Origin of the sequence: Candidatus Accumulibacter similis, assembly GCA_013347225.1 — a bacterium.
In the GTDB taxonomy this organism is placed as follows: domain Bacteria; phylum Pseudomonadota; class Gammaproteobacteria; order Burkholderiales; family Rhodocyclaceae; genus Accumulibacter; species Accumulibacter similis.
In genome coordinates, this window is sequence record CP054595.1 from 378,691 (window position 1) to 402,621 (window position 23,931).

General features: G+C 63.9%; 13 protein-coding genes, 2 tRNA genes and 2 rRNA genes. 4 read left to right on the plus strand and 13 right to left on the minus strand.

Translation table 11 applies throughout. From position 1 onward, the window contains the following. Positions 1-18 precede the first annotated feature (18 nt). The 5 genes from HT579_01725 to HT579_01745 all read right to left on the minus strand — a co-directional run bounded on the left by HT579_01725 (position 19) and on the right by HT579_01745 (position 8,058). Positions 19-2,923, minus strand: a 23S ribosomal RNA gene (locus HT579_01725). Positions 2,924-3,156: 233 nt separating this feature from the next. Further along, a tRNA-Ala gene (locus tag HT579_01730) sits at positions 3,157-3,232 on the minus strand. 61 nt (positions 3,233-3,293) lie between these two features. Beyond that, positions 3,294-3,370 (minus strand) — tRNA-Ile (locus tag HT579_01735). A gap of 57 nt (positions 3,371-3,427) precedes the next feature. Continuing rightward, positions 3,428-4,969: ribosomal RNA gene (locus tag HT579_01740) — 16S ribosomal RNA — on the minus strand. The 16S and 23S rRNA genes sit together here with 2 tRNA genes alongside, the layout of an rRNA operon. A gap of 563 nt (positions 4,970-5,532) precedes the next feature. Continuing rightward, positions 5,533-8,058, minus strand: coding sequence for an arylsulfatase (locus HT579_01745; GenBank protein ID QKS27792.1), 2,526 nt, complete (start codon positions 8,056-8,058; stop codon positions 5,533-5,535). 293 nt (positions 8,059-8,351) lie between these two features. Between HT579_01745 and HT579_01750 the strand changes: the two genes are divergently transcribed. After that, complete coding sequence (locus tag HT579_01750) at positions 8,352-9,431, plus strand: DUF2914 domain-containing protein (protein ID QKS27793.1); 1,080 nt, start codon at positions 8,352-8,354, stop codon at positions 9,429-9,431. A gap of 351 nt (positions 9,432-9,782) precedes the next feature. Here the strand turns inward: HT579_01750 and HT579_01755 are convergent, their stop codons facing one another. Next, positions 9,783-10,319, minus strand: a complete 537-nt coding sequence (locus HT579_01755) for a hypothetical protein (protein QKS27794.1) — start codon at positions 10,317-10,319, stop codon at positions 9,783-9,785. Positions 10,320-10,590: 271 nt separating this feature from the next. Then, positions 10,591-11,211, minus strand: coding sequence for a LysE family transporter (locus tag HT579_01760; protein QKS31438.1), 621 nt, complete (start codon positions 11,209-11,211; stop codon positions 10,591-10,593). A 137-nt stretch (positions 11,212-11,348) separates the two neighbouring features. On the opposite strand from HT579_01760, the gene HT579_01765 reads away from it, so the two are divergent. Further along, positions 11,349-11,807, plus strand: coding sequence for an Lrp/AsnC family transcriptional regulator (locus HT579_01765; protein ID QKS27795.1), 459 nt, complete (start codon positions 11,349-11,351; stop codon positions 11,805-11,807). Here HT579_01765 and HT579_01770 read toward each other — a convergent pair. Next, on the minus strand, positions 11,795-12,514 hold the full coding sequence (locus HT579_01770; GenBank protein ID QKS27796.1) for a ComF family protein: 720 nt from the start codon (positions 12,512-12,514) through the stop codon (positions 11,795-11,797). The genes HT579_01765 and HT579_01770 overlap by 13 nt on opposite strands. 68 nt (positions 12,515-12,582) lie before the next feature. Between HT579_01770 and bioB the strand changes: the two genes are divergently transcribed. Both bioB and bioC read left to right on the plus strand, forming a co-directional pair. After that, entirely contained in the window at positions 12,583-13,578 is a 996-nt protein-coding gene (gene bioB, locus HT579_01775) for a biotin synthase BioB (protein ID QKS27797.1), read from the plus strand. 6 nt (positions 13,579-13,584) lie between these two features. After that, entirely contained in the window at positions 13,585-14,475 is an 891-nt protein-coding gene (gene bioC / locus HT579_01780; GenBank protein ID QKS27798.1) for a malonyl-ACP O-methyltransferase BioC, read from the plus strand. Between the two features lie 52 nt (positions 14,476-14,527). On the opposite strand, the gene ilvN is transcribed toward bioC, so the two are convergent. From ilvN to HT579_01805, 5 genes are all read right to left on the minus strand, one after another. Further along, on the minus strand, positions 14,528-14,836 hold the full coding sequence (ilvN, locus tag HT579_01785; protein QKS27799.1) for an acetolactate synthase small subunit: 309 nt from the start codon (positions 14,834-14,836) through the stop codon (positions 14,528-14,530). Between the two features lie 3 nt (positions 14,837-14,839). Beyond that, positions 14,840-16,522 (minus strand): acetolactate synthase large subunit, encoded by a 1,683-nt coding sequence (ilvB, locus tag HT579_01790; GenBank protein QKS27800.1) that lies wholly within the window; start codon positions 16,520-16,522, stop codon positions 14,840-14,842. Between the two features lie 451 nt (positions 16,523-16,973). Beyond that, complete coding sequence (locus HT579_01795) at positions 16,974-17,969, minus strand: transglutaminase family protein (protein ID QKS31439.1); 996 nt, start codon at positions 17,967-17,969, stop codon at positions 16,974-16,976. A 5-nt stretch (positions 17,970-17,974) separates the two neighbouring features. Beyond that, positions 17,975-20,515 (minus strand): circularly permuted type 2 ATP-grasp protein, encoded by a 2,541-nt coding sequence (locus tag HT579_01800; GenBank protein QKS31440.1) that lies wholly within the window; start codon positions 20,513-20,515, stop codon positions 17,975-17,977. Positions 20,516-20,553: 38 nt separating this feature from the next. Further along, positions 20,554-23,928, minus strand: a complete 3,375-nt coding sequence (locus HT579_01805) for a transglutaminase family protein (protein QKS27801.1) — start codon at positions 23,926-23,928, stop codon at positions 20,554-20,556. Between the last annotated feature and the right edge of the window lie 3 nt (positions 23,929-23,931).

Here is a 23,931-nt window from a genome sequence, read left to right on the forward strand (position 1 = left end):
GATGTGTTTGAGTTGCAGCGCAAGGTTATAGGATCAAGCCGCACGGGCGATTAGTACTGGTTAGCTCAACGCATTGCTGCGCTTCCACATCCAGCCTATCAACGTGGTGGTCTACCACGGCCCTTGAGGGGGATCGAGTCCCCGGGGAAATCTCATCTTAAGGCGAGTTTCACGCTTAGATGCTTTCAGCGTTTATCTCTTCCGAACTTAGCTACCCGGCGATACGACTGGCGTCATAACCGGTACACCAGAGGTTCGTCCACTCCGGTCCTCTCGTACTAGGAGCAGCCCCCTTCAAATTTCCAACGCCCACGGCAGATAGGGACCAAACTGTCTCACGACGTTTTAAACCCAGCTCACGTACCACTTTAAATGGCGAACAGCCATACCCTTGGGACCGACTACAGCCCCAGGATGTGATGAGCCGACATCGAGGTGCCAAACACCGCCGTCGATATGAACTCTTGGGCGGTATAAGCCTGTTATCCCCAGAGTACCTTTTATCCGTTGAGCGATGGCCCTTCCATACAGAACCACCGGATCACTATGACCTACTTTCGTACCTGCTCGACGTGTGGGTCTCGCAGTCAAGCACGCTTTTGCCATTGCACTATCAGCACGATTTCCGACCGTACCTAGCGTACCTTCGTACTCCTCCGTTACACTTTAGGAGGAGACCGCCCCAGTCAAACTGCCTACCATGCACGGTCCCAGACCCGGATTCACGGGCCGTGGTTAGAACCTCAAACAAACCAGGGTGGTATTTCAAGGTTGGCTCCACCAGAACTAGCGTCCCGGATTCACAGCCTCCCACCTATCCTACACAAGTCGGTTCAAAGTCCAATGCAAAGCTACAGTAAAGGTTCATGGGGTCTTTCCGTCTAACCGCGGGGAGATTGCATCTTCACAACCACTTCAACTTCGCTGAGTCTCAGGAGGAGACAGTGTGGCCATCGTTACGCCATTCGTGCAGGTCGGAACTTACCCGACAAGGAATTTCGCTACCTTAGGACCGTTATAGTTACGGCCGCCGTTTACCGGGGCTTCGATCAAGAGCTCTCACTCCATCAATTAACCTTCCGGCACCGGGCAGGCGTCACACCCTATACGTCCACTTTCGTGTTTGCAGAGTGCTGTGTTTTTATTAAACAGTCGCAGCCACCATTTCACTGCAACCCTTTCAGCCTTCACCCGCGAGGGGCTACAACCTATCAGGGCGCACCTTTTCCCGAAGTTACGGTGCTAATTTGCCGAGTTCCTTCTCCTGAGTTCTCTCAAGCGCCTTAGAATTTTCATCCTGCCCACCTGTGTCGGTTTGCGGTACGGTCTCCTTGTAACTGAAGCTTAGAGGCTTTTCTTGGAAGCATGGTATCAATCACTTCGCAGTCAGAGACCACTCGTTATCACGCCTCGGCATTGATCTCCCGGATTTGCCTAAGAGACCTGCCTACACGCTTGAACCGGGACGTCCAACACCCGGCTGACCTAACCTTCTCCGTCCCCCCATCGCATTACAAAGAGGTACAGGAATATTAACCCGTTTCCCATCGACTACGCTTTTCAGCCTCGCCTTAGGGGCCGACTCACCCTGCGCCGATGAACGTTGCGCAGGAAACCTTGGGCTTTCGGCGAGGGAGCTTTTCACTCCCTTTATCGCTACTCATGTCAGCATTCGCACTTCTGATACCTCCAGCATCCCTCTCGAGACACCTTCAACGGCCTACAGAACGCTCTCCTACCATATCCTTGCGGATATCCGCGATTTCGGTGCATGGTTTGAGCCCCGTTACATCTTCCGCGCAGGACGACTCGACCAGTGAGCTATTACGCTTTCTTTAAAGGATGGCTGCTTCTAAGCCAACCTCCTGGCTGTCTGAGCCTTCCCACCTCGTTTCCCACTTAACCATGTCTTTGGGACCTTAATCGGCGGTCTGGGTTGTTTCCCTCTCGACACCGGACGTTAGCACCCGATGTCTGTCTCCCAAGCTCGCACTCAACGGTATTCTGAGTTTGCAATGGTTTGGTAAATCGCGATGACCCCCTAGCCATAACAGTGCTTTACCCCCGTCGGTGATACTTGAGGCACTACCTAAATAGTTTTCGGAGAGAACCAGCTATTTCCAAGTTTGTTTAGCCTTTCACCCCTATCCACAGCTCATCCCCTAATTTTTCAACATTAGTGGGTTCGGACCTCCAGTGCGTGTTACCGCACCTTCATCCTGGCCATGGATAGATCACTTGGTTTCGGGTCTACGTCCAGCAACTAGGCGCCCTATTCGGACTCGGTTTCCCTACGCCTCCCCTATGCGGTTAAGCTCGCTACTGAACGTAAGTCGCTGACCCATTATACAAAAGGTACGCAGTCACCCCACGAGGGGGCTCCCACTGTTTGTATGCATGCGGTTTCAGGATCTATTTCACTCCCCTCCCGGGGTTCTTTTCGCCTTTCCCTCACGGTACTGGTTCACTATCGGTCGATTACGAGTATTTAGCCTTGGAGGATGGTCCCCCCATCTTCAGACAGGATTTCTCGTGCCCCGCCCTACTTGTCGCAAGCTTGGTACCACGATCAGGTTTTCGCGTACGGGGCTGTCACCCACTACGGCGCCACTTTCCAGAAGCTTCCGCTAACACGATCGCTATCACTTGCCGGCTGCTCCCATTTCGCTCGCCACTACTCTGGGAATCTCGGTTGATTTCTTTTCCTCCGGCTACTTAGATGTTTCAGTTCGCCGGGTTCGCCTCCACACGCCTATGTATTCAGCGTGGGATACTCCTCGCGGAGTGGGTTTCCCCATTCGGACATCTCTGGATCAAAGCTTCATTGCCAGCTCCCCAGAGCTTTTCGCAGGCTTGTACGTCCTTCATCGCCTGTAATCGCCAAGGCATCCACCACATGCACTTATTCGCTTGATCCTATAACCTTGCGCTCTCTTGTCGAGAACACAACGCCACAGGCAACTCGGTGCAACCCCCATACCAATAGGCACAGGGGTTCGATGCAATCACAACCGTATCACCAGCAACCCAATGTCCCGGGATGCCGGCAATACAACCTTCTTCCATCTTGTTAAAGAACACAGACCCCGTAAGGGGTCAGGCCTGCAGGGTGCCACCACCCCGCAGGCCTGACCACTCACTCGCCGCACACAACCCTGGTGGAGGATGACGGGATCGAACCGACGACCCCCTGCTTGCAAAGCAGGTGCTCTCCCAGCTGAGCTAATCCCCCGCCGCGCTCAACAACTCAACGCCCATCCGTCGCACCAATCTCCGGCGCTCCGTCGCAACGCTGGTGGGTCTGGTTGGAATCGAACCAACGACCCTCGCCTTATCAAGACGATGCTCTAACCGACTGAGCTACAGACCCGCCGCATGTGCAGCCTGTGACAACCGATAGGTTGTGAGTTCTCGATCCAGCTCTTCTCTAGAAAGGAGGTGATCCAGCCGCAGGTTCCCCTACGGCTACCTTGTTACGACTTCACCCCAGTCACGAACCCTGCCGTGGTAATCGCCCTCCTTGCGGTTAGGCTAACTACTTCTGGCAGAACCCGCTCCCATGGTGTGACGGGCGGTGTGTACAAGACCCGGGAACGTATTCACCGCGACATGCTGATCCGCGATTACTAGCGATTCCGACTTCACGCAGTCGAGTTGCAGACTGCGATCCGGACTACGATCGGCTTTCTGAGATTGGCTCCCCCTCGCGGGTTGGCAACCCTCTGAACCGACCATTGTATGACGTGTGAAGCCCTACCCATAAGGGCCATGAGGACTTGACGTCATCCCCACCTTCCTCCGGTTTGTCACCGGCAGTCTCATTAAAGTGCCCAACTCAATGATGGCAATTAATGACAAGGGTTGCGCTCGTTGCGGGACTTAACCCAACATCTCACGACACGAGCTGACGACAGCCATGCAGCACCTGTGTTCAGGTTCTCTTGCGAGCACTCCCGAATCTCTCCAGGATTCCTGACATGTCAAGGGTAGGTAAGGTTTTTCGCGTTGCATCGAATTAATCCACATCATCCACCGCTTGTGCGGGTCCCCGTCAATTCCTTTGAGTTTTAGCCTTGCGGCCGTACTCCCCAGGCGGTCAACTTCACGCGTTAGCTACGGCACTAAAAGGTTTAACCCTCCCAACACCTAGTTGACATCGTTTAGGGCGTGGACTACCAGGGTATCTAATCCTGTTTGCTCCCCACGCTTTCGTGCATGAGCGTCAGTAGTGACCCAGGGGGCTGCCTTCGCCATCGGTGTTCCTCCACATCTCTACGCATTTCACTGCTACACGTGGAATTCCACCCCCCTCTGCCACACTCCAGCCTGGCAGTCTCAAATGCAGTTCCCAGGTTGAGCCCGGGGCTTTCACATCTGACTTACCAAACCGCCTGCGCACGCTTTACGCCCAGTAATTCCGATTAACGCTCGCACCCTACGTATTACCGCGGCTGCTGGCACGTAGTTAGCCGGTGCTTCTTAGTCGGGTACCGTCATCTACACAGGATATTAGCCCGTGCAATTTCTTCCCCACCGAAAGAGCTTTACAACCCGAAGGCCTTCTTCACTCACGCGGCATGGCTGGATCAGGCTTCCGCCCATTGTCCAAAATTCCCCACTGCTGCCTCCCGTAGGAGTCTGGGCCGTGTCTCAGTCCCAGTGTGGCGGATCATCCTCTCAGACCCGCTACGGATCGTCGCCTTGGTAGGCCTTTACCCCACCAACTAGCTAATCCGACATCGGCCGCTCCCAGAACGCAAGGTCTTGCGATCCCCTGCTTTCCTGCTCACAGAATATGCGGTATTAGCGTAACTTTCGCTACGTTATCCCCCATTCCAGGGCACGTTCCGATGCATTACTCACCCGTTCGCCACTCGTCGCCAGGTTGCCCCGCGCTACCGTTCGACTTGCATGTGTAAGGCATGCCGCCAGCGTTCAATCTGAGCCAGGATCAAACTCTTCAGTTCAAATCCCAAAACTCTCGCTCGACGCGCTACCAACCCCAGAACTCAAACCCCGGATCAACACCAGAACCCTCATCCCAGAATCAGCAGCTAAACTTCCGTGCGAGTCCTTCCATCTCTCGGCAGCCCGCGCAAAACTCTCGCAAACCACCACCAGACCAAGAACCCACACCTATCGGTTGTCTCATTTTTAAAGAGCTGCAGGCGGGCCCGGAAGCCAGACTGCGGTGCTGCCCGAGCAGCAAGAGGGGCGCATTATACCGTCGTTTCCCCGTGCGTCAACACCTGTTGCGGAGAAAGTGGCAATTGCGGCCGGAGACGGCCCGCTTCCGAAACGACGAAGGGCCCGGCGTCGGCGCGCGGTGTTTGCGCTGGCTGGAGCCACGTCTCGTCAACGCTGCTGACGGGCGCTCGGAAAATCGGCTGCGGCTGGTCGATCGGAGCAACAGCTTCGCGGGGAGCCACGGTGGGAAGCAGCGGCGGGCCGCCGCCTGTCCGCGGCCGCCCGCACGCTGCAAAGCGCTGCCGGAGCGAGCGCCGTGCTCGCACCAGGCGCTCTACGCCCTGGTCACCGGCTCGCTCCATCGAGCGCTGGTGCCTGCGCACCCTCAAGCTTCCTGATGTCCGCCGGCGAGAGCTGTGGCCGGTTGACCTGGATGGTCAGCGTGTTCAAGCGGGCGGTGAGCGGGAATGGCGGCGTGTAGTCGGCATCGTTGACCCCGGTGAGGGTATCCGAACCGATGTCGAAGCTTTCGTCCCACTGCAGGATCATCGGCAGTGTCTTTTCCATCGTGATCGTCTGCACCACCTTGCCGTCCACCTTCAGGACACCGGTGCCGGGCCGGCCGAGGCCGCTCATGTTGTTGAACGCCAGCGTACCGACGCCGAGGCCGTCGTACTTGAAGTCGAACTCAAGGACATGCCGCCCCGGTGTGAGGGCTTCGGTGCCCTCCCACTTCACCCGCTTCAGATCGATCAGATTCCACAGGAACACCGGCTTGCCCTTCAGCAGGTAGAAGCCGTATCCCGCGAAGCGGCCGCCGGAAGTCAGGATCATGCCCTCGGCGCCGCCCTGCGGCACGTCGATGTCGGCGGTGATCGTGTAGGACGAGTTCAGCAGGAACGGCGAGTCCCCTTGCGGCAACCCGGTCATCGGCCGCGTGTAGACAAATTCCGTCCGGCCGGCGGTGATGTTCGGCCGCGGCGCGACGATACGGGCTGCCACCGACGCATCCAGCGGCAAGACCTGATGCTTCTTCGCTTCGGCAAGGAACTTCTGCCGCATCTCCTTGACCTTCTGCGGGTTTTGCGCGGCGATGTCCTCCGTCTGGTTGAAGTCCTTGCCCAGGTTGTAGAGCTGGAACATCTGGTTGTTCAGCGGATCGGGGTTGGCGGTCCCGAAAGCCTGCCACGGCGCGCGGTTGACCTTGGTGCTCAGGAGCCAGCCGTCATCATAGAGCGCCCACTGGCCCATCATTTCGAAGTACTGCGTCCTGTGCCGCGACGCCGCCTTGGAGTTGGCGGGGTCGAAGGTGTAGGCGAAGCTGGTGCCCTCGATCGGCGCCTGCCTGATGCCATCCACCATCACCGGCGCCTTGATGCCCGCCGCTTCGAGGATGGTCGGCACGACGTCGATGACGTGCACGAACTGCTGGCGCAGGGCGCCCTTGTCCTTGATGCGCGCCGGCCAGGAGACGACCATGTTCTGGTTGATGCCGCCGAGCCGGGAAGCATTCTGCTTGAACCAGTCGAACGGTGTGTCGAAGGCCCACGACCAGCCGGCCGACATGTGGTTGTAGGTCTGCTCGGTGCCCCAGACCTCGTACCACTTCATCTGCACGTCGGCCGGCATCTCGGCAACGCCATTGAAAAAGGCGACTTCGTTGGGTGTGCCCATCGGCCCGCCCTCGGCGCTGGTGCCGTTGTCGCCGTTGATGTAGATGACGAGCGTGTTGTCGAGCCTGCCGAGATCCTGGAAGTGCTGGATGACGCGACCGATCTCGTAGTCATTGTAGGCGGCGTAGGCGGCGAAGACTTCGACCTGGCGGATGAAGAGCTTCTTCTCGTCGGCCGTGAGCTCGTCCCACGGCTTGAGCATGTCGTTCGGCCACGGCGTGAGCTTGGCGTCGCTGGGAACCAGACCGAGCTTCTTCTGGTTGGCGAAGATGGTCTCGCGCAGCTTCTCGTACCCGCCGTCGAAGAGATGCATCGCGCTGATTCTGTCGACCCACTCCCTGGTCGGGTGGTGCGGAGCGTGGGTGGCCCCCGGCGCGTACTTGATGAAGATCGGCTTGCCCGGATCCGTCTGGTGGATCCGCGTCATGTAGTCGATCGCTTCGTCGGCCATCGCGGTGATGAGGTTCCACGTACCCGGCTGCTTGCCGAGGAAGGGGTAGATCTGGGTCGTGTTGCGGAACAGATTCGGCTGCCACTGGTTGGCGTCGCCGCCGACGAAGCCGTAGAAGTACTCGAAACCCATGCCGGTCGGCCACTGGTCGAACGGTCCGGCCTGGCTGGCGGCGAAGGCCGGGACATTGTGGTCCTTGCCGAACCAGGCGGTCGCGTAGCCGTTGTCAACCAGCATCCGGCCGATCGTCGCCTTGTCCTTGCCGATGATGCTGTTGTAGCCGGGAAAACCGGTCGACTGCTCGGAGATCACTCCGAAACCGACCGAGTGGTGATTGCGGCCGGTGATCAGCGCGGCGCGCGTCGGCGAGCACAGCGCGGTCGAGAAAACCCGGTTGTAGCGCAGCCCCTCGTCGGCGATGCGATCCATCGTCGGCGTCGGAATGACGCCGCCGAAGGTACTCGGAACACCGAAGCCGGCGTCGTCGGTGATGATCAGCAGCACGTTCGGTGCGCCCTTCGGCGGCACGATGCGCGGCGCCCACCACGGCTTCGACTGCAGCGCCTCGTTCCTGATGACGCCACCGAACTTCGGATCGGGTGCCGGCAGTTGCTGGTTGCCAATGGTGCTGGTGGCACTGGGCGAGCCCAGCGTGCCGGTGACCTGCTGCGCCGTTGCCGTGCCGACCGTGAACACGGCGGCGAGGCAGACGAATGACGCACGGAGCCAGTTGCGAGTCCTGTGCATGGCGGCCCCTCCTCGATCAACGGGATTGGTACTATAGCAACATCACGTCCCGTGATGGCTTGCCGTCCCGGACATTTTTTCACGATCGATCGGAGTCCCTCAGCGCTGTGTTCCGCCAACGGTGCGCCCACTCTGTGGACCGACAAACACAGTTGGCGACGGGCACCACCGACACGAGAGTTTGCCGCAATGACCGAGGAACACCGCCCGTACCGACCCCGCGAGCAGCGCCAGCACGCCTGCCGGAGCCTCGTCGCGTACACCGTGTGCGCGTTCGCCGGGCGGCACCCTGCTTGAGCGGTCTGCGGATCGCCCCTGTGCTGCGCCGCCTCTATCCGCTGGCGGCGTTCCTCGGTGGCTTCGCCTGGGATGCGCTGACCATTGGTCAACGCATCCGCGTCGTCGACTTCTGGCGCCTCGGCGCATTCCTCGCGGGCGCCGCTGTGCTGACGCTCTGGCTAGCTCGCCGCGAAGCACGTGGCCTGACGCCGCCTGCGGGCAGCGCGACGCTCCGCGTCCGCTTGGCCTGGCTGTTCTGGCAAGCGCCCTACCTCTTGCTGCAGTTCTTCTTCGGCGGCATCTTTTCGGCGCTGTTCATTCTCTATTTCAAGAGTTCCGGACACCTCGGCACCTGGCTGACGGCGGCGTTCCTCGCCGCCCTGCTGGTCGGCAACGAGTTTGCCGGCAACCGTTACGGACGACGCTTCACACTGACCTGGGCCCTGCTTGCGCTGAACACGATCCTCCTCTTCAATTTCGCTCTGCCACATGCCCTCGGGAGCCTGAATCCCCTCTGGTTCTATGCCTCCACCATCGCCGGGGTCATCCTGACGCACAGCCTGCACTGGCTGGCACCACGGCGGCCGGGCCGCATCGGGCCGGCTTGGGGGTTGAGTGCGCTCCTGATGCTGGCCTTCAGCCTCGACATGATCGCACCGGTGCCGCTCGTCAAACGGCAACTGGCAGTGGGACAGGATTTCGTGCTGGACTCCGGACGCTATGCCGTGCAGGTGGAGCGGGCGGCGTGGTGGCAGTGGTGGCGCGACCAGGCGGGCGTCGTCCACGTGCCCGCAGGCGGGCGCCTGTACGGATTGTCGGCGGTATTCGCACCGCTGGGCGTGACGGCAGACCTCGAGCACCGCTGGGAGGTCCGCGGACCAGACGGCTGGCGGCTCGTCTATCGCCGGCCGTTCACGACCACAGGCGGGCGCGATCGCGGCTTTCGCGGCTACTCGTGGGTACTCAACCCGCCACCGGGCGACTGGCGCTTCATCGTCGCCACGCAGGACGGCCGAACGATCGACATCCTCCGGCTGCGGGTCGAACGTGGCGTGCCAGCGGCCAGCGAAGTGCAAGTCCGCGTCATCGATTGAGCGACCGCAGAGCGGCGTGACGCTGATGCCGCTAAACCCGGCGGCGATGCCGGCAAAGCCGTGCCGGATGGAGTTGCCGATGAGATTGCTGAGCACCTGCTCCAGCGGACGGGGTAATCATCCGTGTCGAGGTCGGCAGGGCTATCCCATTTGACGCGATGAGCGGTGTGCCTCAGCAGCGGTTTCAGGGTGAGCAGCCACTCCTCGACCGTCTGCCGCAGCGGGAAGCGTCGGCGACGCACACTCTCCTGATCGGCCGCGACCTGCCTGAAACCCGCGATCGGGTCGACGGCCCGGGCGGCGTTGCGTTCGAGTGGATCGACAGCCTCCTTGCTTCGGGTCAGGAAGCTGTCAAGCCGGGAACGGCGGAGTGCCCCCCAGGGGGACGACGGCGGCGACGCGGCGCACGTCGGCACCGAACGCGCCGGCAACAGTCCAGGCGTTGTGCCCAGTGGTGTGTTGAGCTCGTGCGCCATGCCGGCCACCCGATGGCCCGGTGCCGCCAGCTTCGCGGCCGGCACCAATTGCTCCATCGCCTGCCGCAGTTCGGCGGTACGCTAGACCACCCGTTCCTCCAGTGTGCAGCATGTTCTCCCTGACGTTCTGCTCGAACTGTTCGGGATGCCGGCAACTGGCCTCCATCAACGGGCGCCGGTGGCGACCTGCGCCCTCGTCGGGCGGAACAACCGTGCCGGCCACATACTGGCCCACCAGTTCCTTTTCCTTGCTGCAGAGGAAGCCCAGGCCAAACGCATTGACGCATGGCGTTTCACCCTGCCGATTCCGGCGCAGCATGATGCTGTTCGGGCTTTCGCCCAGTTCCCGGTACTGCCGCTCACTCTCCTGCAGTTGCTGCGCCGCTCGCTTGCGTTCGCTGATGTCGCGCACGATGACCGTTGGCGCCGCGAATGGGCAGCACGGCCGTACCCCACCGGGCTTGGCACACGACGACGAGCGGCGGCGCGATGGCCGCTGCGGCCTTCGCAGTCACGCGTGGATTCGGAACCGGTCGCCGGCGACCGGTGCTTCATCGGCGGCACCCAGGACAGACGAACGATCGACATCCTTCGCCCATGTCGCGCTCTGGTGCAGACGCGCCCGCCCGGTCTCGCGAGCAACACGCTCGGGCACCGGCGGAGCACGCGAATCAACCAAAGGGTCACCGCAGGACCGTGATCAGCTGCCAGATCGCGAAGCCGAGCAGGAATGTGCCGGCAGTGCGATTGATCGCCTGCAGGACGCGCGGCCCGATTCGCTGGCGGATGGCGGCGATTGCCGATGCGAGTGCCAGCCACCAGAGCGCGGATCCGCAAAAGACGCCGAGAACCATGATCACTGCCGCCGTGCCGGTCGTCGCCGCATCGCCGCCGCCGATCGTCGCGAAGACCGCGATGAAGGACAGGATGGTCATCGGATTGGTCAGCGTCAGGGCAAAGACCGAGGCAAAGGCACGCCAGGCGCCGACGTCATCGGCGGCTCCTGACGACCGTGCGGGCGGCACCGTGCGGTACAACTGCACGCCCATCCAGCCGAGAAAGGCCGCACCGCCGACGGCGAGCGGCAGCGCCAGAGTGACGAAGAACTGCGTTACCGCCGCCAGGCCGAACGCGCCGACGGCACCATAGACTCCGTCGGCGACGGCGGCCCCGAGGCCGCTGACAAAACCGATGCGAGCGCCGTGCGCCAGCGTGCGCTGAATGCAGAGCAGGCCGATCGGCCCGACCGGTGCGGCGATCGAGAGACCGATCAGGCCCGCCTTGAGAAAGAGAAGAGCATCCACTGCCACCGTCCCGCGACTGAAACCGGAGAAGGGCTGCATTCTGGCACCGCCCAGCCCGCACCTGAATGGAAGAATGAAGGAAAGAGCATCGACTTTCCTTCAAAATTCAGGCTGGAGCCACTGCCGGCCTGACAACCATGGAACTCGATGCGAAAGCCTGGAAGATTCTCGCCGCCGTGCAGCGTGACGGCCGCGTCTCGCTCAAGTCGTTGGCCGCCGAAGCCGGTCTGTCGCTGCCGGCAGTCTCGGAACGGCTGAAGCGGCTCGAGGAAGCCGGTGTCGTGACCGGCTACCGCGCCGAGGTGAATGTCGCCGCGCTCGGCTACGGGGTATTGGCGATGATCGCCATGACGACGCCGCAGGCGGACAAGGCGCGCCTCCTGGCGCTGCTCCGAACGCTGCCGGAAGTGACTGAATGCCTGCACGTCACCGGCCAGGACTCGTACCTGCTGCGCATCGTCGCGCGCGACATCGCTCACCTCGAGCAACTGGTGGGCAGCATCAACCACTACGGCGAGACGCGTACCTCGATCGTCATGTCGGTACCGATCCCGCTGCGCCCGGTGGCGCCACCGCAAGGCGCTCAGGACCCTTGAGCCGGCGGCAGGGCACGGGCGAGCGCAAGGACGGTCACCTGCGCCGCGCCGTGCAGCTTCAGCGTCCGCGCCAGTTCATCCAGCGAAGTGCCGGTGGTCATCACGTCGTCGATCAGCAGCAGTCGCCGGCCGCTGAAATCGGCCGTACACTCGAAGGCGCCGCGTACGTTCCTTGCCCGCTCACGCCACGGCAGCTCGGCCTGGACAGCCGTGTGACGGATGCGCCGGCAGCTGCGGCTGTCGATCGGCAGGTGCCGCGCCTTGCCGAAGACACGGGCCAGTTCGCCTGCCTGATTGAAGCCGCGTTCGCGCAGCCGCAGCGGATGCAGTGGCATGGGGATGATCAGGTCGGCCTCGATGCGCTCCGGCACCGCCGCCAGCCTTTCCCCGAACCAGCCGCCAAGGGCCAGCCGATGTCCGTACTTGAAGGACTGCACCAGCTTGTCGATCGGAAAGGCATAGCGGTAGACGGCCGTACCGGCGTCGTAGTGTGGCGGGTGGCTCAGGCAGCGACCACAGACCTCGCCGAGCGGAGTGGGCAGTGCGCAGCGTGGGCACCGTGCCGCCGGCAGCCGCGGCAGATCGTTCTCACAGGCCTGGCAGAGCAGGCTCGTGCCACTGTCCGCGGCGCACAGCAGACAATCCTGGGACAGCAGCGCAGCGCACGCGGCGCGGACCAGGGCCGCGGTTTCGGTTAAGATTGACATCCTGCGGGGCCTCGTAAAGAATTCGCGCTGACCGGCCTCATATCACACCCACTCTAGGTTCACCAATCATGAATGCCATTCCGCAAGTCGCCGCGCGCCCGCGCGAGGAAGCCGCTGCAACCGTCAAGCCGGCCGCCCGCTGGACTGTCGCCGAAGTCGAAGCCCTCTACCAGTTGCCGTTCATGGATCTGATCCATCGCGCGCAGCAGGTGCACCGGGAGCACTTCGACGCCAACGAGATTCAACGCTCGACCCTGCTGTCCGTCAAGACCGGCGGCTGTTCCGAAGACTGTGGCTATTGCTCGCAGGCCGCCCGTTACAACACCGACACCGAGCGCGAGGCGATGCTGCCGCTCGACGAGGTCGTCGCGGCGGCGCAGGCGGCCAAGGACAAGGGAGCGTCACGCTTCTGCATGGGCGCTGCCTGGCGTGGCCCGAAGGACAAGGATCTGGCGAGGGTCAGCGAGATGATCCGTGCCGTCAAGGGACTGGGCCTGCAGACCTGCGTCACCCTGGGAATGCTCAAGGAGGGGCAGGCCGCAGAACTCAAGGAAGCCGGACTCGACTACTACAACCACAACCTCGACACCGACGCATCGTTCTATGGGCAGGTGATCACCACCCACAGGCATGCCGACCGGATCGACACGCTGGGCCAGGTACGCGAAGCCGGCATCAAGGTCTGTTCGGGCGGCATCATCGGCATGGGTGAGTCGCGCCGCAACCGTGCCGCGCTGATTGTCCAGCTCGCCAATCTCGATCCACCACCAGAGTCGGTGCCGATCAACAACCTGGTGCCGATCCCGGGAACACCGCTGGCAAACGCCGCGCCGATCGACGGTTTCGAGTTCGTCCGCACCATCGCCGCGGCGCGCATCACCATGCCGAACAGTTTCGTCCGGCTGTCGGCCGGACGCCAGGAGATGAGCGATGAACTGCAGGCGCTCTGCTTCCTCGCCGGCGCCAACTCGATCTTCTACGGCGACAAGCTGCTGACGACCGGCAACCCGGAAGCCGACCGCGATGAGGCGCTGTTCGACAGGCTCGGGCTGCGGCCGATCTAGTTCCTGATGGGCCCGGCACCGGCGCAGTTCGTCGATCAGCGCCAGGTGCGGCGCAACTTCGCCCGCGCCGCACCGACCTACGACGAAGTGGCGGTGCTGCAGCGCGAGGTGGGCAGCCGCATGCTCGAACGGCTCGACTACGTGCGCATCGAGCCAAAACGAATCCTCGACCTCGGCTGTGGAACCGGCGCCAGCCTGACGGCGCTGCACGAGCGCTATGGGTCAGCGGCGGTGATCGGCGCCGACCTCAGCGAAGCGATGCTGCGCGCCGGCAAGGCACGACGCTCGCGCCTGCGCTGGCTGCTGCCCTTCGTGCGCGGCAACCGGCCGCCGTTGCTGGCTGCCGACGCGGCTGCGCTGCCGTTCGGCGTGCGCTCCTTCGGCCTGCTGTGGACCAACCTGATGCTGCACTGGCTCGATGATCCGCTGCCGGCGCTGCGCGAGATGCATCGCGTACTCGAGATCGACGGCCTGCTGATGTTCTCGACCTTCGGCCCGGACACGCTGCGGGAGCTGCGCGCGAGCTTCAGCGACGGTCATCCGCACACGCAACGCTTCACCGACATGCACGATTACGGCGACATGCTCGTCGAATGCGGTTTCAGCGACCCGGTGATGGATGCCGAAATGCTGACGATGACCTACGCCAGCTTCGACGACCTCATCGCCGACCTGCGCCGCAGCGGCTCGGGCTGCGCCATGCATGGTCGACGGCAGGGGCTGATGGGGCGTACGGCATGGGCGGCTGCACGCGCGGCCTACGAGAGACTGGCGCGCGACGGCCGCCTGCCGGCAACCGTTGAAGTGGTCTACGGACACGCCTGGAAAGGGCAGCCGAGGAAGACCGCCGACGGGCGGACGATCGTCCGCTTCGAGCGGTCTCAGCGAGACCGCTGAGACCGCTGCCGGTAGCCCACACCAGCGTCTCTGCCACGCGCAGCGACAGCGATCAGCGGAAGAACTCCTCGAGGCGGATGAAGACCTCGTGTTCGGCTCCGTGACGGCGAACTGCGAGCACGTCCTCGAGCTTCTCGACCTGCTTCACCATCTGCTCCAGACGCTCGTCCTCATTCACCAGCAACCAGATGCGACTGGTCTGGCCGCTGCCGACCGGCATCACGAGGATCGCCTCGACGTTGTAGGCGCGGCGGGAAAACAAACCGACGACATGCGACATCACGCCGGCGTGGTTATTGACATCCAGTTCGAGTACCGCGCGCGCCAGCGCCTGATTCTCGGTTCTTGTCAGCGAGTTCATCGTTCAGCCTCCGATCATGTCCTTGTTGGCGGCGCCGGGCGGCACCATCGGCAGCACCTGTTCACGCATCTCGATGCCGGCGTGAATCAGCATCGGACCGCGTGTCGACAGCGCGGCAGCGAGCGCCGCGCGCGGATCGCTGGCGCCATCGAGATCGATCGCCGGCACGCCGAAGCCCTTGGCGACGCGTACGAAATCTGGCATTCCCTTGAACTTCGAGGCGTAGATGCGCTCGCCGTAGAACAGCGTCTGCTGCTGGAAGACCAGCCCCAGCGACGCGTTGTTCATCAGCACGATCTTGACATTGACCCCCTCCTCGGCTGCCGTTACGAGTTCCTGGACGTTCATCAGGATGCTGCCGTCACCACTGAAGCAGACGACTGTCCGCTGCGGTTCGGCGAGCGCGGCGCCGATCGCTGCCGGCACGCCGAAGCCCATCGTGCCGAGGCCACCCGAGGTCAGCCACTGGCGCGGCCGGCGCAGCGGGTAGGCCTGCGCCACCCACATCTGGTGCTGCCCGACGTCAGTGGTGATCGTTGCCTCGTCGTCGAGACAGTCGGCGACGGCACGGATCAGCCCATAAGGCGTCCGCGGATCGTCGATACCCGGCGTGCGCAGCGGGTGCTCGGCCTTCAGCGAGGCGACGCGCGCCAGCCACCCAACGCGCCGGGCACCGTCGATCGCGGGCAGCAACCGCTGCAGGACAGCTCCGACATCGCCGGCAATGCCGACATGTGCGGTCTTGATCTTGTCCAGCTCGGACGGGTCGATGTCGATGTGGACGATCTTCGCCTGCGGGCAGAAACCAGCCACCTTGCCGGTGGCGCGGTCGTCGAAGCGGGCACCGATGGCGATCAGCAGATCGCACTCGTCGAGCGCCAGATTGGTGCAGCGGGCGCCATGCATCCCGAGCATGCCGAGCGAAAGCTCGTGATCGACCGGCATCGCGCCGAGCGCCATCAGCGTCATCACGGTCGGCAGGCTCGCCTTCTCGGCAAGCGCGACGGCAGCCGCCGCGGCCCCCGAATGGACGACGCCGCCGCCAAGGTAGAGAATAGGCCGGACCGCCTCGTTGATCATCGCGGCGGCGGCGCCGATCAGCTCCTCCGCCGGCGGCGGCAGCGGATCGGCGGCGCCCGGTGCCGGCCACTCGGCAACCTCGACCACCTGATTCTGCACGTCCTTCGGTATATCGACGACTACCGGACCGGGTCGGCCGGAGGCGGCAATGCGGAAGGCACGCGGAATCACCTGCAGCAGTTCCTCCGCCGAACCGACGAGGAAGTTGTGCTTGGTGATCGGGATGCTGAGACCGTAGGTGTCGACCTCCTGGAAGGCATCGGTACCGATCATCGCTCGCGGCACCTGGCCGGTGATCGCTACCAGCGGGATCGAATCGAGCTTGGCATCGGCGATCGCCGTCAGCAGGTTGGTCGCACCCGGACCCGACGACGCCATGCACACCGCGGGCCTCCCGGTGGCACGGGCCATTCCCTGCGCCATGAAGCCGCCCCCCTGTTCATGGCGGGCGAGGACGTGGTGGATCAGCTTCGATGCCGACAGGGCATCGTAGATCGGCAGGATGGCGCCGCCGGGGATGCCGGCCAGCGTCCGGATACCCTGTCGTTCGAGGAGGCGGACGACGATCTGCGCACCGCTGAGGGATTCTGGGGCTTCTCTGCTCAAGGCACTCTCCTGAAAAAAAGCGCCACTGGATGCGGCGGACGCTGGACCGCAATAAAGGCGAAACCCCCGCTCGGTTTGCACCGGCGGGGGTTTCTGGAATCTGTCGTCGTCTTCCCGACCTAGCTTCTCTCGACCCTCGACGGTGCGTCACGTCGTACGCCTGCCAGGCGTACTACAGCGACCGCCAGCAAACCAGCGGCGTCAAAGCGCGTGGCACTGGCCACCGCCGGTCGATGCGCTACGGGCTTGGCATGACGGAACATTGGCGCCAGATGCTGGAGTGGTCGAACGAGGCCACATTAGAACCGACCGCGACGAGAAACGCAACCCCGATCGCTGCCAACCGTGGCGCAAGGACAACAGGCTCGGCCTGCAACTGTGACGCGACTGGCGCCAGCGGCAAGGACGGCGCCACCGCCGGGCGCCGGCGCGGCGGTGGCCCGCGCGCGGCTCAGGGTAGTGCCAGACTTTCGTCGCCCACCACGGCGAGCGGCGTCACGGTCACGGCGACTTCCAGATCGTGCGCGTCACCGCCGAGGATGACGCCGCGCAGCGGCGAGACGTCGGCAAAATCCCGGCCCCAGGCGAGTGTGATGTGCTGCGTGTCGGGCAACAGGTTGTTGGTCGGATCAAAGTCCACCCAGCGTCCGCCCTCGAGTTCGGGGCAGTAGACCGAAACCCAGGCGTGCGAGGCGTCGGCCCCGACCATCCGCGGCTGACCGGGCGGTGGGTGGGTGAGCAGATAGCCACTGACGTAACGCGCGGCAAGACCCTGCGAGCGCAGGCAGGAGAGCATCAGGTGGGCGAAATCCTGGCAGACGCCGCGCTTTTCCGCCAGCACCTCGAGAACCGGCGTCGCGACCGTGGTGGCTTCCGGATCGAACTCGAACTCATGGTAGATACGGCTCATCAGTGCCTGCACCGCCTCCAGCACCGGGCGCCGCGGCGTGAAGCAGCTCCTGGCATAGGCAGCGAACTCGTGCTTCACCCGCACATAGGGCGATTCGAACTGGTAGCACGCAGCGTCGAGCAGCACCGGCCGCGCGCCGTAGGCCAACGCATCGCGCACGCTTTCCCAACTCGGCGAGGCGCTCAGGTATCCGGGCGCGTGTGCCGACCCGGCGGCCGCCGCGCTACCGGCGCTGGCGAGCGCCACCGCGGCCTCCCTGGGCAGATGCGACGCCACCTCGACCGTGCTCTCGGCGCACACGCAGAGACTGTCGTGCGGGAACTCGAGCGCGAGTTCCCGCACGACGTTGCCGAAGCAGTCGTGGCGCTCGCGCTCGGCTGTGGGCTGCGGCGCGACGCTGATCCGGTGCGCGAGGCAGCTTTGCCACCTGCCATCGCGCGGCGTCAGATGCAGCAACTGGCGCGACAACGACACCGGGCTCTCGTAGCGGTAGCTCGTCTCGTGCAGGATGTGATAGCGGGCCGGCGGCGGAGTCACGTCGATCACGAAGAGAAGGTTTGCCGGCTGACGTCGCCAACGTGACTGAAGAAACGCATCTCCAGACGATCCGAGAGCGCTGCCGCCGCAAGCGAAATGTCGCCCAGCCGCAGCGCCAGGTCGAGACAGGGATCGCACGAGCGACACTGGCTGAAGCTCAGTCCCTCGAAGCGGCCGAGGTCGAAGCCCTGCAGTGCGGCGCGCGCCGAGCGCATGCTGTCCTCGCGCGGGCCACCGAGCAGGCGGGTCATGTTGTCGAGGTAGCGGACCAGGATCTGCAACTGGAAGGACACCGAATGCGGATTGCCTTCGTCAAAGACGATCAGGTCGAGTGTCGGTAAGACTTGCGGCTGGGTCATGTAGCGCGAACGATAGGTGATGATGCTGTCGGTCAGTTCGAGCAGCCACTCGAGGCTGCCGGCAACTCGCGTCGAGTCGAGGCGGAGGAAGCCGGCAACGGCATTGGCAAGGAACACCAGACGTTCGATCCGTCGGCCGATGATCAGGAAACGCCAGCCATCGTCGCGCGTCATGTTGTCCATCGCGAAGCCGGCGAGCGACGAGGAGGTGAGAAGCACCTCGTCGAGGAAAGCCAGGGCATCGCTCGGTACCGGGGGCAGCGCCTCGGCAGCGGCACTGTAACGCTGCAACCGCTGCTGCAGGCGATTGATCGCATGCCAGTTGTCGAGCGAGAAGCGCTCGCGCACCTGCGTCGCCACCCACAGCAGGCGGTGGATGTCGCCAGCCAGACCCTCGCCCCACTCCTCGCCGCAGACGGCGCGCAGGAGTTCCGCTTCGCGCGACGGCGGCGCCGTCTCGGGATTGCCATCTGTCGACTCGGCGGCCGGCAGCACCTGCAGGACGCGGGCGAGATCGCAGATGGCGCCCAGCGCCTGCTGCGCGTCGCCGCCAGCGTCGACCAGTCGCGACAGGGCGACGCGCAGCAGGCGCGAAGTCTTGTCACAGCGTTCGGCGTAGCGCCCGAACCAGAAAAGACTCTCGACGACGCGCGAGGACAGGTTGCGGCCGCCGCGGACGAGATCCGCCTTGCCAACCGAGTGCTTGAGCAGACTGAAGGTGTTGACTGCCTGCTCGGTGAGGACCCAGGTATCCTTGCTCGAGCCGCCACGCTGCATCGAGATGATGCGCGCGTTCGACATCGCGGCGACGCGCGTCAGGCCGCCGGGCATGACGATGTGGCCAGCCGGAGTCGCCGCGACGAAGACGCGCAGGCCGACTCCCCGTGGCAGCAGCGCGCGCTCGTGTCGGTCGTGCCACGCCGGCGCCTGCGAGAAGTTGACGAGTTCCTGGGCAACGTAGGCCTGTGGTCTGGCGCGCAGGCGGGCGATCATCTCCTGTCGCTGGCTGCCCTTGAGTTCATTGCCAAACAGCGGGTCGAACCGCTGCGACGGGTACGACCCCTTGATCACCAGGTCGTCGAGGTGCTCGATCGTGAACTCGAGCGCGGCCTGTTCGCCACACCACCAGGTGGCGACCGACGGCATCAACAGCTTCTCTCCCAACAGCTTCTCGCTGACCGCCGGCAGGAAGCCGGGCAGCGCCGGCGACTCGAGCAGCCCGCTGCCGAGCGCATTGGCGACCAGTACGTTGCCGGCGCGCACCGCCTGCAGCAGTCCGGGAATGCCGAGTGTCGAGTCGCTGCGCAGTTCGAGCGGATCACAGAAGTCGTCATCGAGGCGACGCAGGATGGCGTGCACGCGGCGCAGCCCACTGAGTGTCCGCAGATACACGCGCTCGCCACGGACCGTCAGATCGTGTCCCTCGACCAGCGGAAAGCCCAGATAGCGCGCCAGATAGGCATGTTCGAAGTAGGTTTCGTTGTATGGCCCCGGGGTCAGCAGGACGACCAGCGGCGTCTCGCCGGCGGTCGGCGCCCAGTAGGCGAGACTGTCCTGCAGATCGCGAAAGAACGAGGCCAGATGCTGCACATGCAGGTCACGGAACTGCTCGGGAAAGACACGGCCGACGATGGTCCGGTTCTCGAGCGCATAACCGGCACCGGAAGGGCCCTGCGTGCGGTCGGCGATCACCCACCAGCGGCCGTCAGGCGAGCGCGCGAGGTCGGCGGCATAGAGATGCAGATGGATGTCGCCCGGCAGCCGCAGGCCGCGACAGGGCCAGAGGAAGTTCTTGTGACCGAAGATCAATGCCGGTGGCAGGCTGCCGTCGTGCAGCAGGCTCTGCGGGCCGTAGAGATCCTGCAGGACGGCGTTCAGCAGGCGCGCCCGCTGTGTCACCGCGGCCGCCAGGCGCTGCCACTCACCGGGTGACAGGATCAGCGGCAGCGGATCGAGTTCCCAGGGACGGTCGGCGCCCTTTGGATCGGCGTAGACGTTGTAGGTCACGCCGTTCTCGAGGATCCGCCGGCGCACGTAATCGAGCCGGTGTCGCATCTGCTCCGGCGTCGCCGCATCGAGTTGCGAGACGAAGGAGCGCCATGACGGCCGCACGCTGCCGTCGTCGGCGAGCATTTCGTCGAAACGGTCAGTCTTCTTCGGATAGGACGAAACGAGCGATGGCGGCATGAAAACAGGGCGCGGCAACAATCACCGCGCCGGCAGGTTCAGGATCGTCGCAAGTCTAACGTAAACGGGAAGCCGACATTCGCTGCAACCGGCGACAGCTCGATCGCGCCGGGGGTGTGACCGAAGGGGATGAAGCGCGCCAGACGGCGACCCTCGGCCTCGTTGGCGTTGACCGGGTAGCGGTCCGGATTGCGGCCGCCGGGGTGTTCGACATGATACTGGCAACCGCCGAGCGAGCGCTTCATCCAGGTATCGACGAGATCAAAGGTCAGCGGCGCGTGCACGCCGATCGTCGGATGCAGCGCCGACGGCGGATTCCACGCCCGGTAGCGCACGCCGGCAACGAACTCGCCAACCTTGCCGGTCGAGCGCATCGGCAAGGCCTGGCCGTTGCAGCTGACGACGTAGCGCTCGCCGGCCATGCCGGTGACCTTGACCTGCAGTCGTTCGAGTGATGAGTCGACGTAACGCACCGTACCGCCGATGCTGCCTTCTTCACCCATGACATTCCACGGCTCGAGCGCGTGCCGCAGCTCGAGCTCGATGCCGAGGGCGTGAATCCGTCCGTGCAGCGGGAAGCGAAACTCGAAGTGCGGCGCAAACCACTCGTCCTGCAGCGCGTAGCCGGCGGCACGCAGCTCGCTGAGGACGTCGGCAAAGTCCTGCTGCACGAAATGCGGCAGCAGGAAGCGGTCGTGCAACTCGGTACCCCAGCGCACCAGCCGCTCGGGAGCGTAGGGGCTGCGCCAGAAGTATGCGATCAGGGCGCGCAACAGCAATTGCTGGGCGAGAGACATGCGTGCATGCGGCGGCATTTCGAAGGCGCGCATCTCGAGCAGTCCGAGACGGCCGTTCGGGCCGTCGGGAGAGTACAGCTTGTCGATGCAGAACTCCGCGCGATGGGTGTTGCCGGTCGAGTCGATCAGCAGGTTGCGCAGCACGCGGTCGACAATCCACGGGGTCACACACTCACCAGCGTTACCAGCGGCGGGAAACTGGCTGAAGGCGATCTCGAGTTCGTAGACCGAGTCATTGCGCGCCTCGTCCACCCGCGGCGACTGGCTCGTCGGCCCGATGAACAGGCCGGAGAAGAGGTACGACAACGCCGGGTGGTTGTGCCAGAAACTGATCAGGCTGCGCAACAGATCGGGGCGACGCAGGAATGGCGAGTCCAGCACGTGCGCGCCGCCGAAGACGAAATGGTTGCCGCCGCCGGTGCCGGTATGCCGCCCGTCGAGCATGAACTTCTCGGTACAGAGGCGGGACAGGTGCGCCGCCTCGTAGAGATGCGTCGTCCGCTCGACGAGTTCCGGCCAGCTTGCCGACGGCTGGATGTTGACCTCGATGACGCCAGGGTCCGGCGTGACGCGGAAGCTGGTCAGGCGGGGATCGGAGGGCGGCTCGTAGCCTTCGATGATGATCGGCGTCGCCAGCGCCTCGGCGGTGGCCTCGATCGCGGCGACCAGCTCGAGATAATCGTCGAGCGTCTCGGTCGGCGGCATGAAGACATACAGTACGCCCGCGCGTGCCTGCGCGGAGACCGAGGTGCGGATGACCGCCGCTGCGGCTGCGGAACGGGTCCGCTCGCCGTCGGCGGCGGCGTGCTCGAGTGCTGCGGAGACCCGTTGCAGCTCCCGCTCGGCAAAGCGCTCGCTGCTGATCGCCGCCCGTTCGGCGCCCAGGCTCTCGCTGTGGCTGACGGCGAACTGGGCCCGGATCTCGGCATGCGGGCGCAACGGCGGGAAGGTCTGCGTCGGATCGGGTGTGTGGATGTACGGATAATCCTCCTTCGCCACCCAGGGCTGCGAGTCGAGCGGCAGGCGGTAGCCGATCGGTGAGTCGCCCGGGATCAGGTAGCAGCGGCCGCCGCGCAGGAACCACGGTCCGCTCTGCCAGCCACCACCGCTGGCGCGCCTGATCGGCAGGACGTAGCCGACGACCTCGTCGAGTCCCTGGCGAAAGATTCGCAGCAGGCGCTCACGTTCGAGTGCATCGTCGAGACGGGAGTCGAAAGGATCGACGTTCACCGGCAGGCGGTGTTCGCGCCAGAGGTAATAGTAGATGTCCTCGAAAGCGGGAAAGACATGCTGCGGATCGAGCGCCAGCCGCTGCGCAAGGGCGTCGAGGAAGCGGCCGCCGAGCGCCGCATCGGCACCGTAGTCGCGACTCTCGTCGGCACACAGCTCCGGGTTGTTCCAGATCGGCTGGCCGTCGCGCCGCCAGAAACAGTTCAGCGACCAGCGCGGCAACTGCTCGCCGGGATACCATTTCCCCTGGCCGAAATGCTGCAGGCCATTGGGCGCGTACTTCTCGCGCAGGCGGTGGTAGATCTCCGCAGCGCGGACGCGCTTGGTCGGTCCGAGAGCGTCGGTGTTCCACTCGGCGCCGTCGTGGTCATCGATCGAGACGAAGGTCGGTTCGCCGCCCATCGTCAGGCGAACGTCGCCGCTAGCCAGCTCGGCGTCGATCTGGTGGCCCAGCCTTTCTATCGCCAGCCACTGCCCGTCGCTGTAGGGAAGGGTCACTCGTGGTGCTTCCCAACAGCGGTCGATCCGCATGTGGTGCTCGAAGCGGCACTCGCATTCCTCCGTGAAACCGGTGATCGGTGCCGCCGAAGACGGCTGCGGCGAGCATGCCAGCGGGATGTGTCCCTCGCCGGCGAACAGACCCGAGGTCGGATCGAGGCCGATCCAGCCGGCTCCCGGCAAATAGACCTCGCACCAGGCGTGCAGGTCGGTGAAGTCATGGTCGGTCCCCGACGGGCCGTCGAGGGATTTGACGTCCGGCACGAGCTGGATCAGGTAACCGGACACGAAGCGGGCAGCCAGCCCGAGATGACGCAGCAACTGGACCAGCAGCCACGCCGAATCGCGGCACGAACCGCAACCGAGGGCAAGCGTCTCTTCCGGCGTCTGGACGCCGGGTTCGAGGCGGATGACGTAGCTGACCGCACGCTGGATCCGTCGATTGAGGTCCACGAGGAAGTCGACGCTGGCGCGCGGCGCGCGCGCAATGCTGGCGAGCAATTCACGGAACAGCGGCGTCGGCGGCAGACAGTGGAGGTAGGGTTCGAGTTCCTCCTGTTGCCATTCCTCATAGGCGAAGGGAAAGGTCGTGGCGTAGGGTTCGGGAAAGAAGTCGAAGGGATTGATCACCGACATGCTGGCGACCAGATCGACCTCGACGCAGAACTCGCGCGTCTTTTCGGGAAAGACCAGGCGGGCGAGGTAGTTGGCCTGTGGATCCTGCTGCCAGTTGATGAAGTGCTGTGCCGGCGTGATCTTCAGCGAGTAACTGAGGATCGGCGTTCGCGAATGCGGTGCCGGACGCAGGCGGACGACCTGGGGCGACAGCGTGACCGGACGGTCGTAGCGATAGCGGGTCAGATGGTTGAGGGCGACATGAATGGACACTTT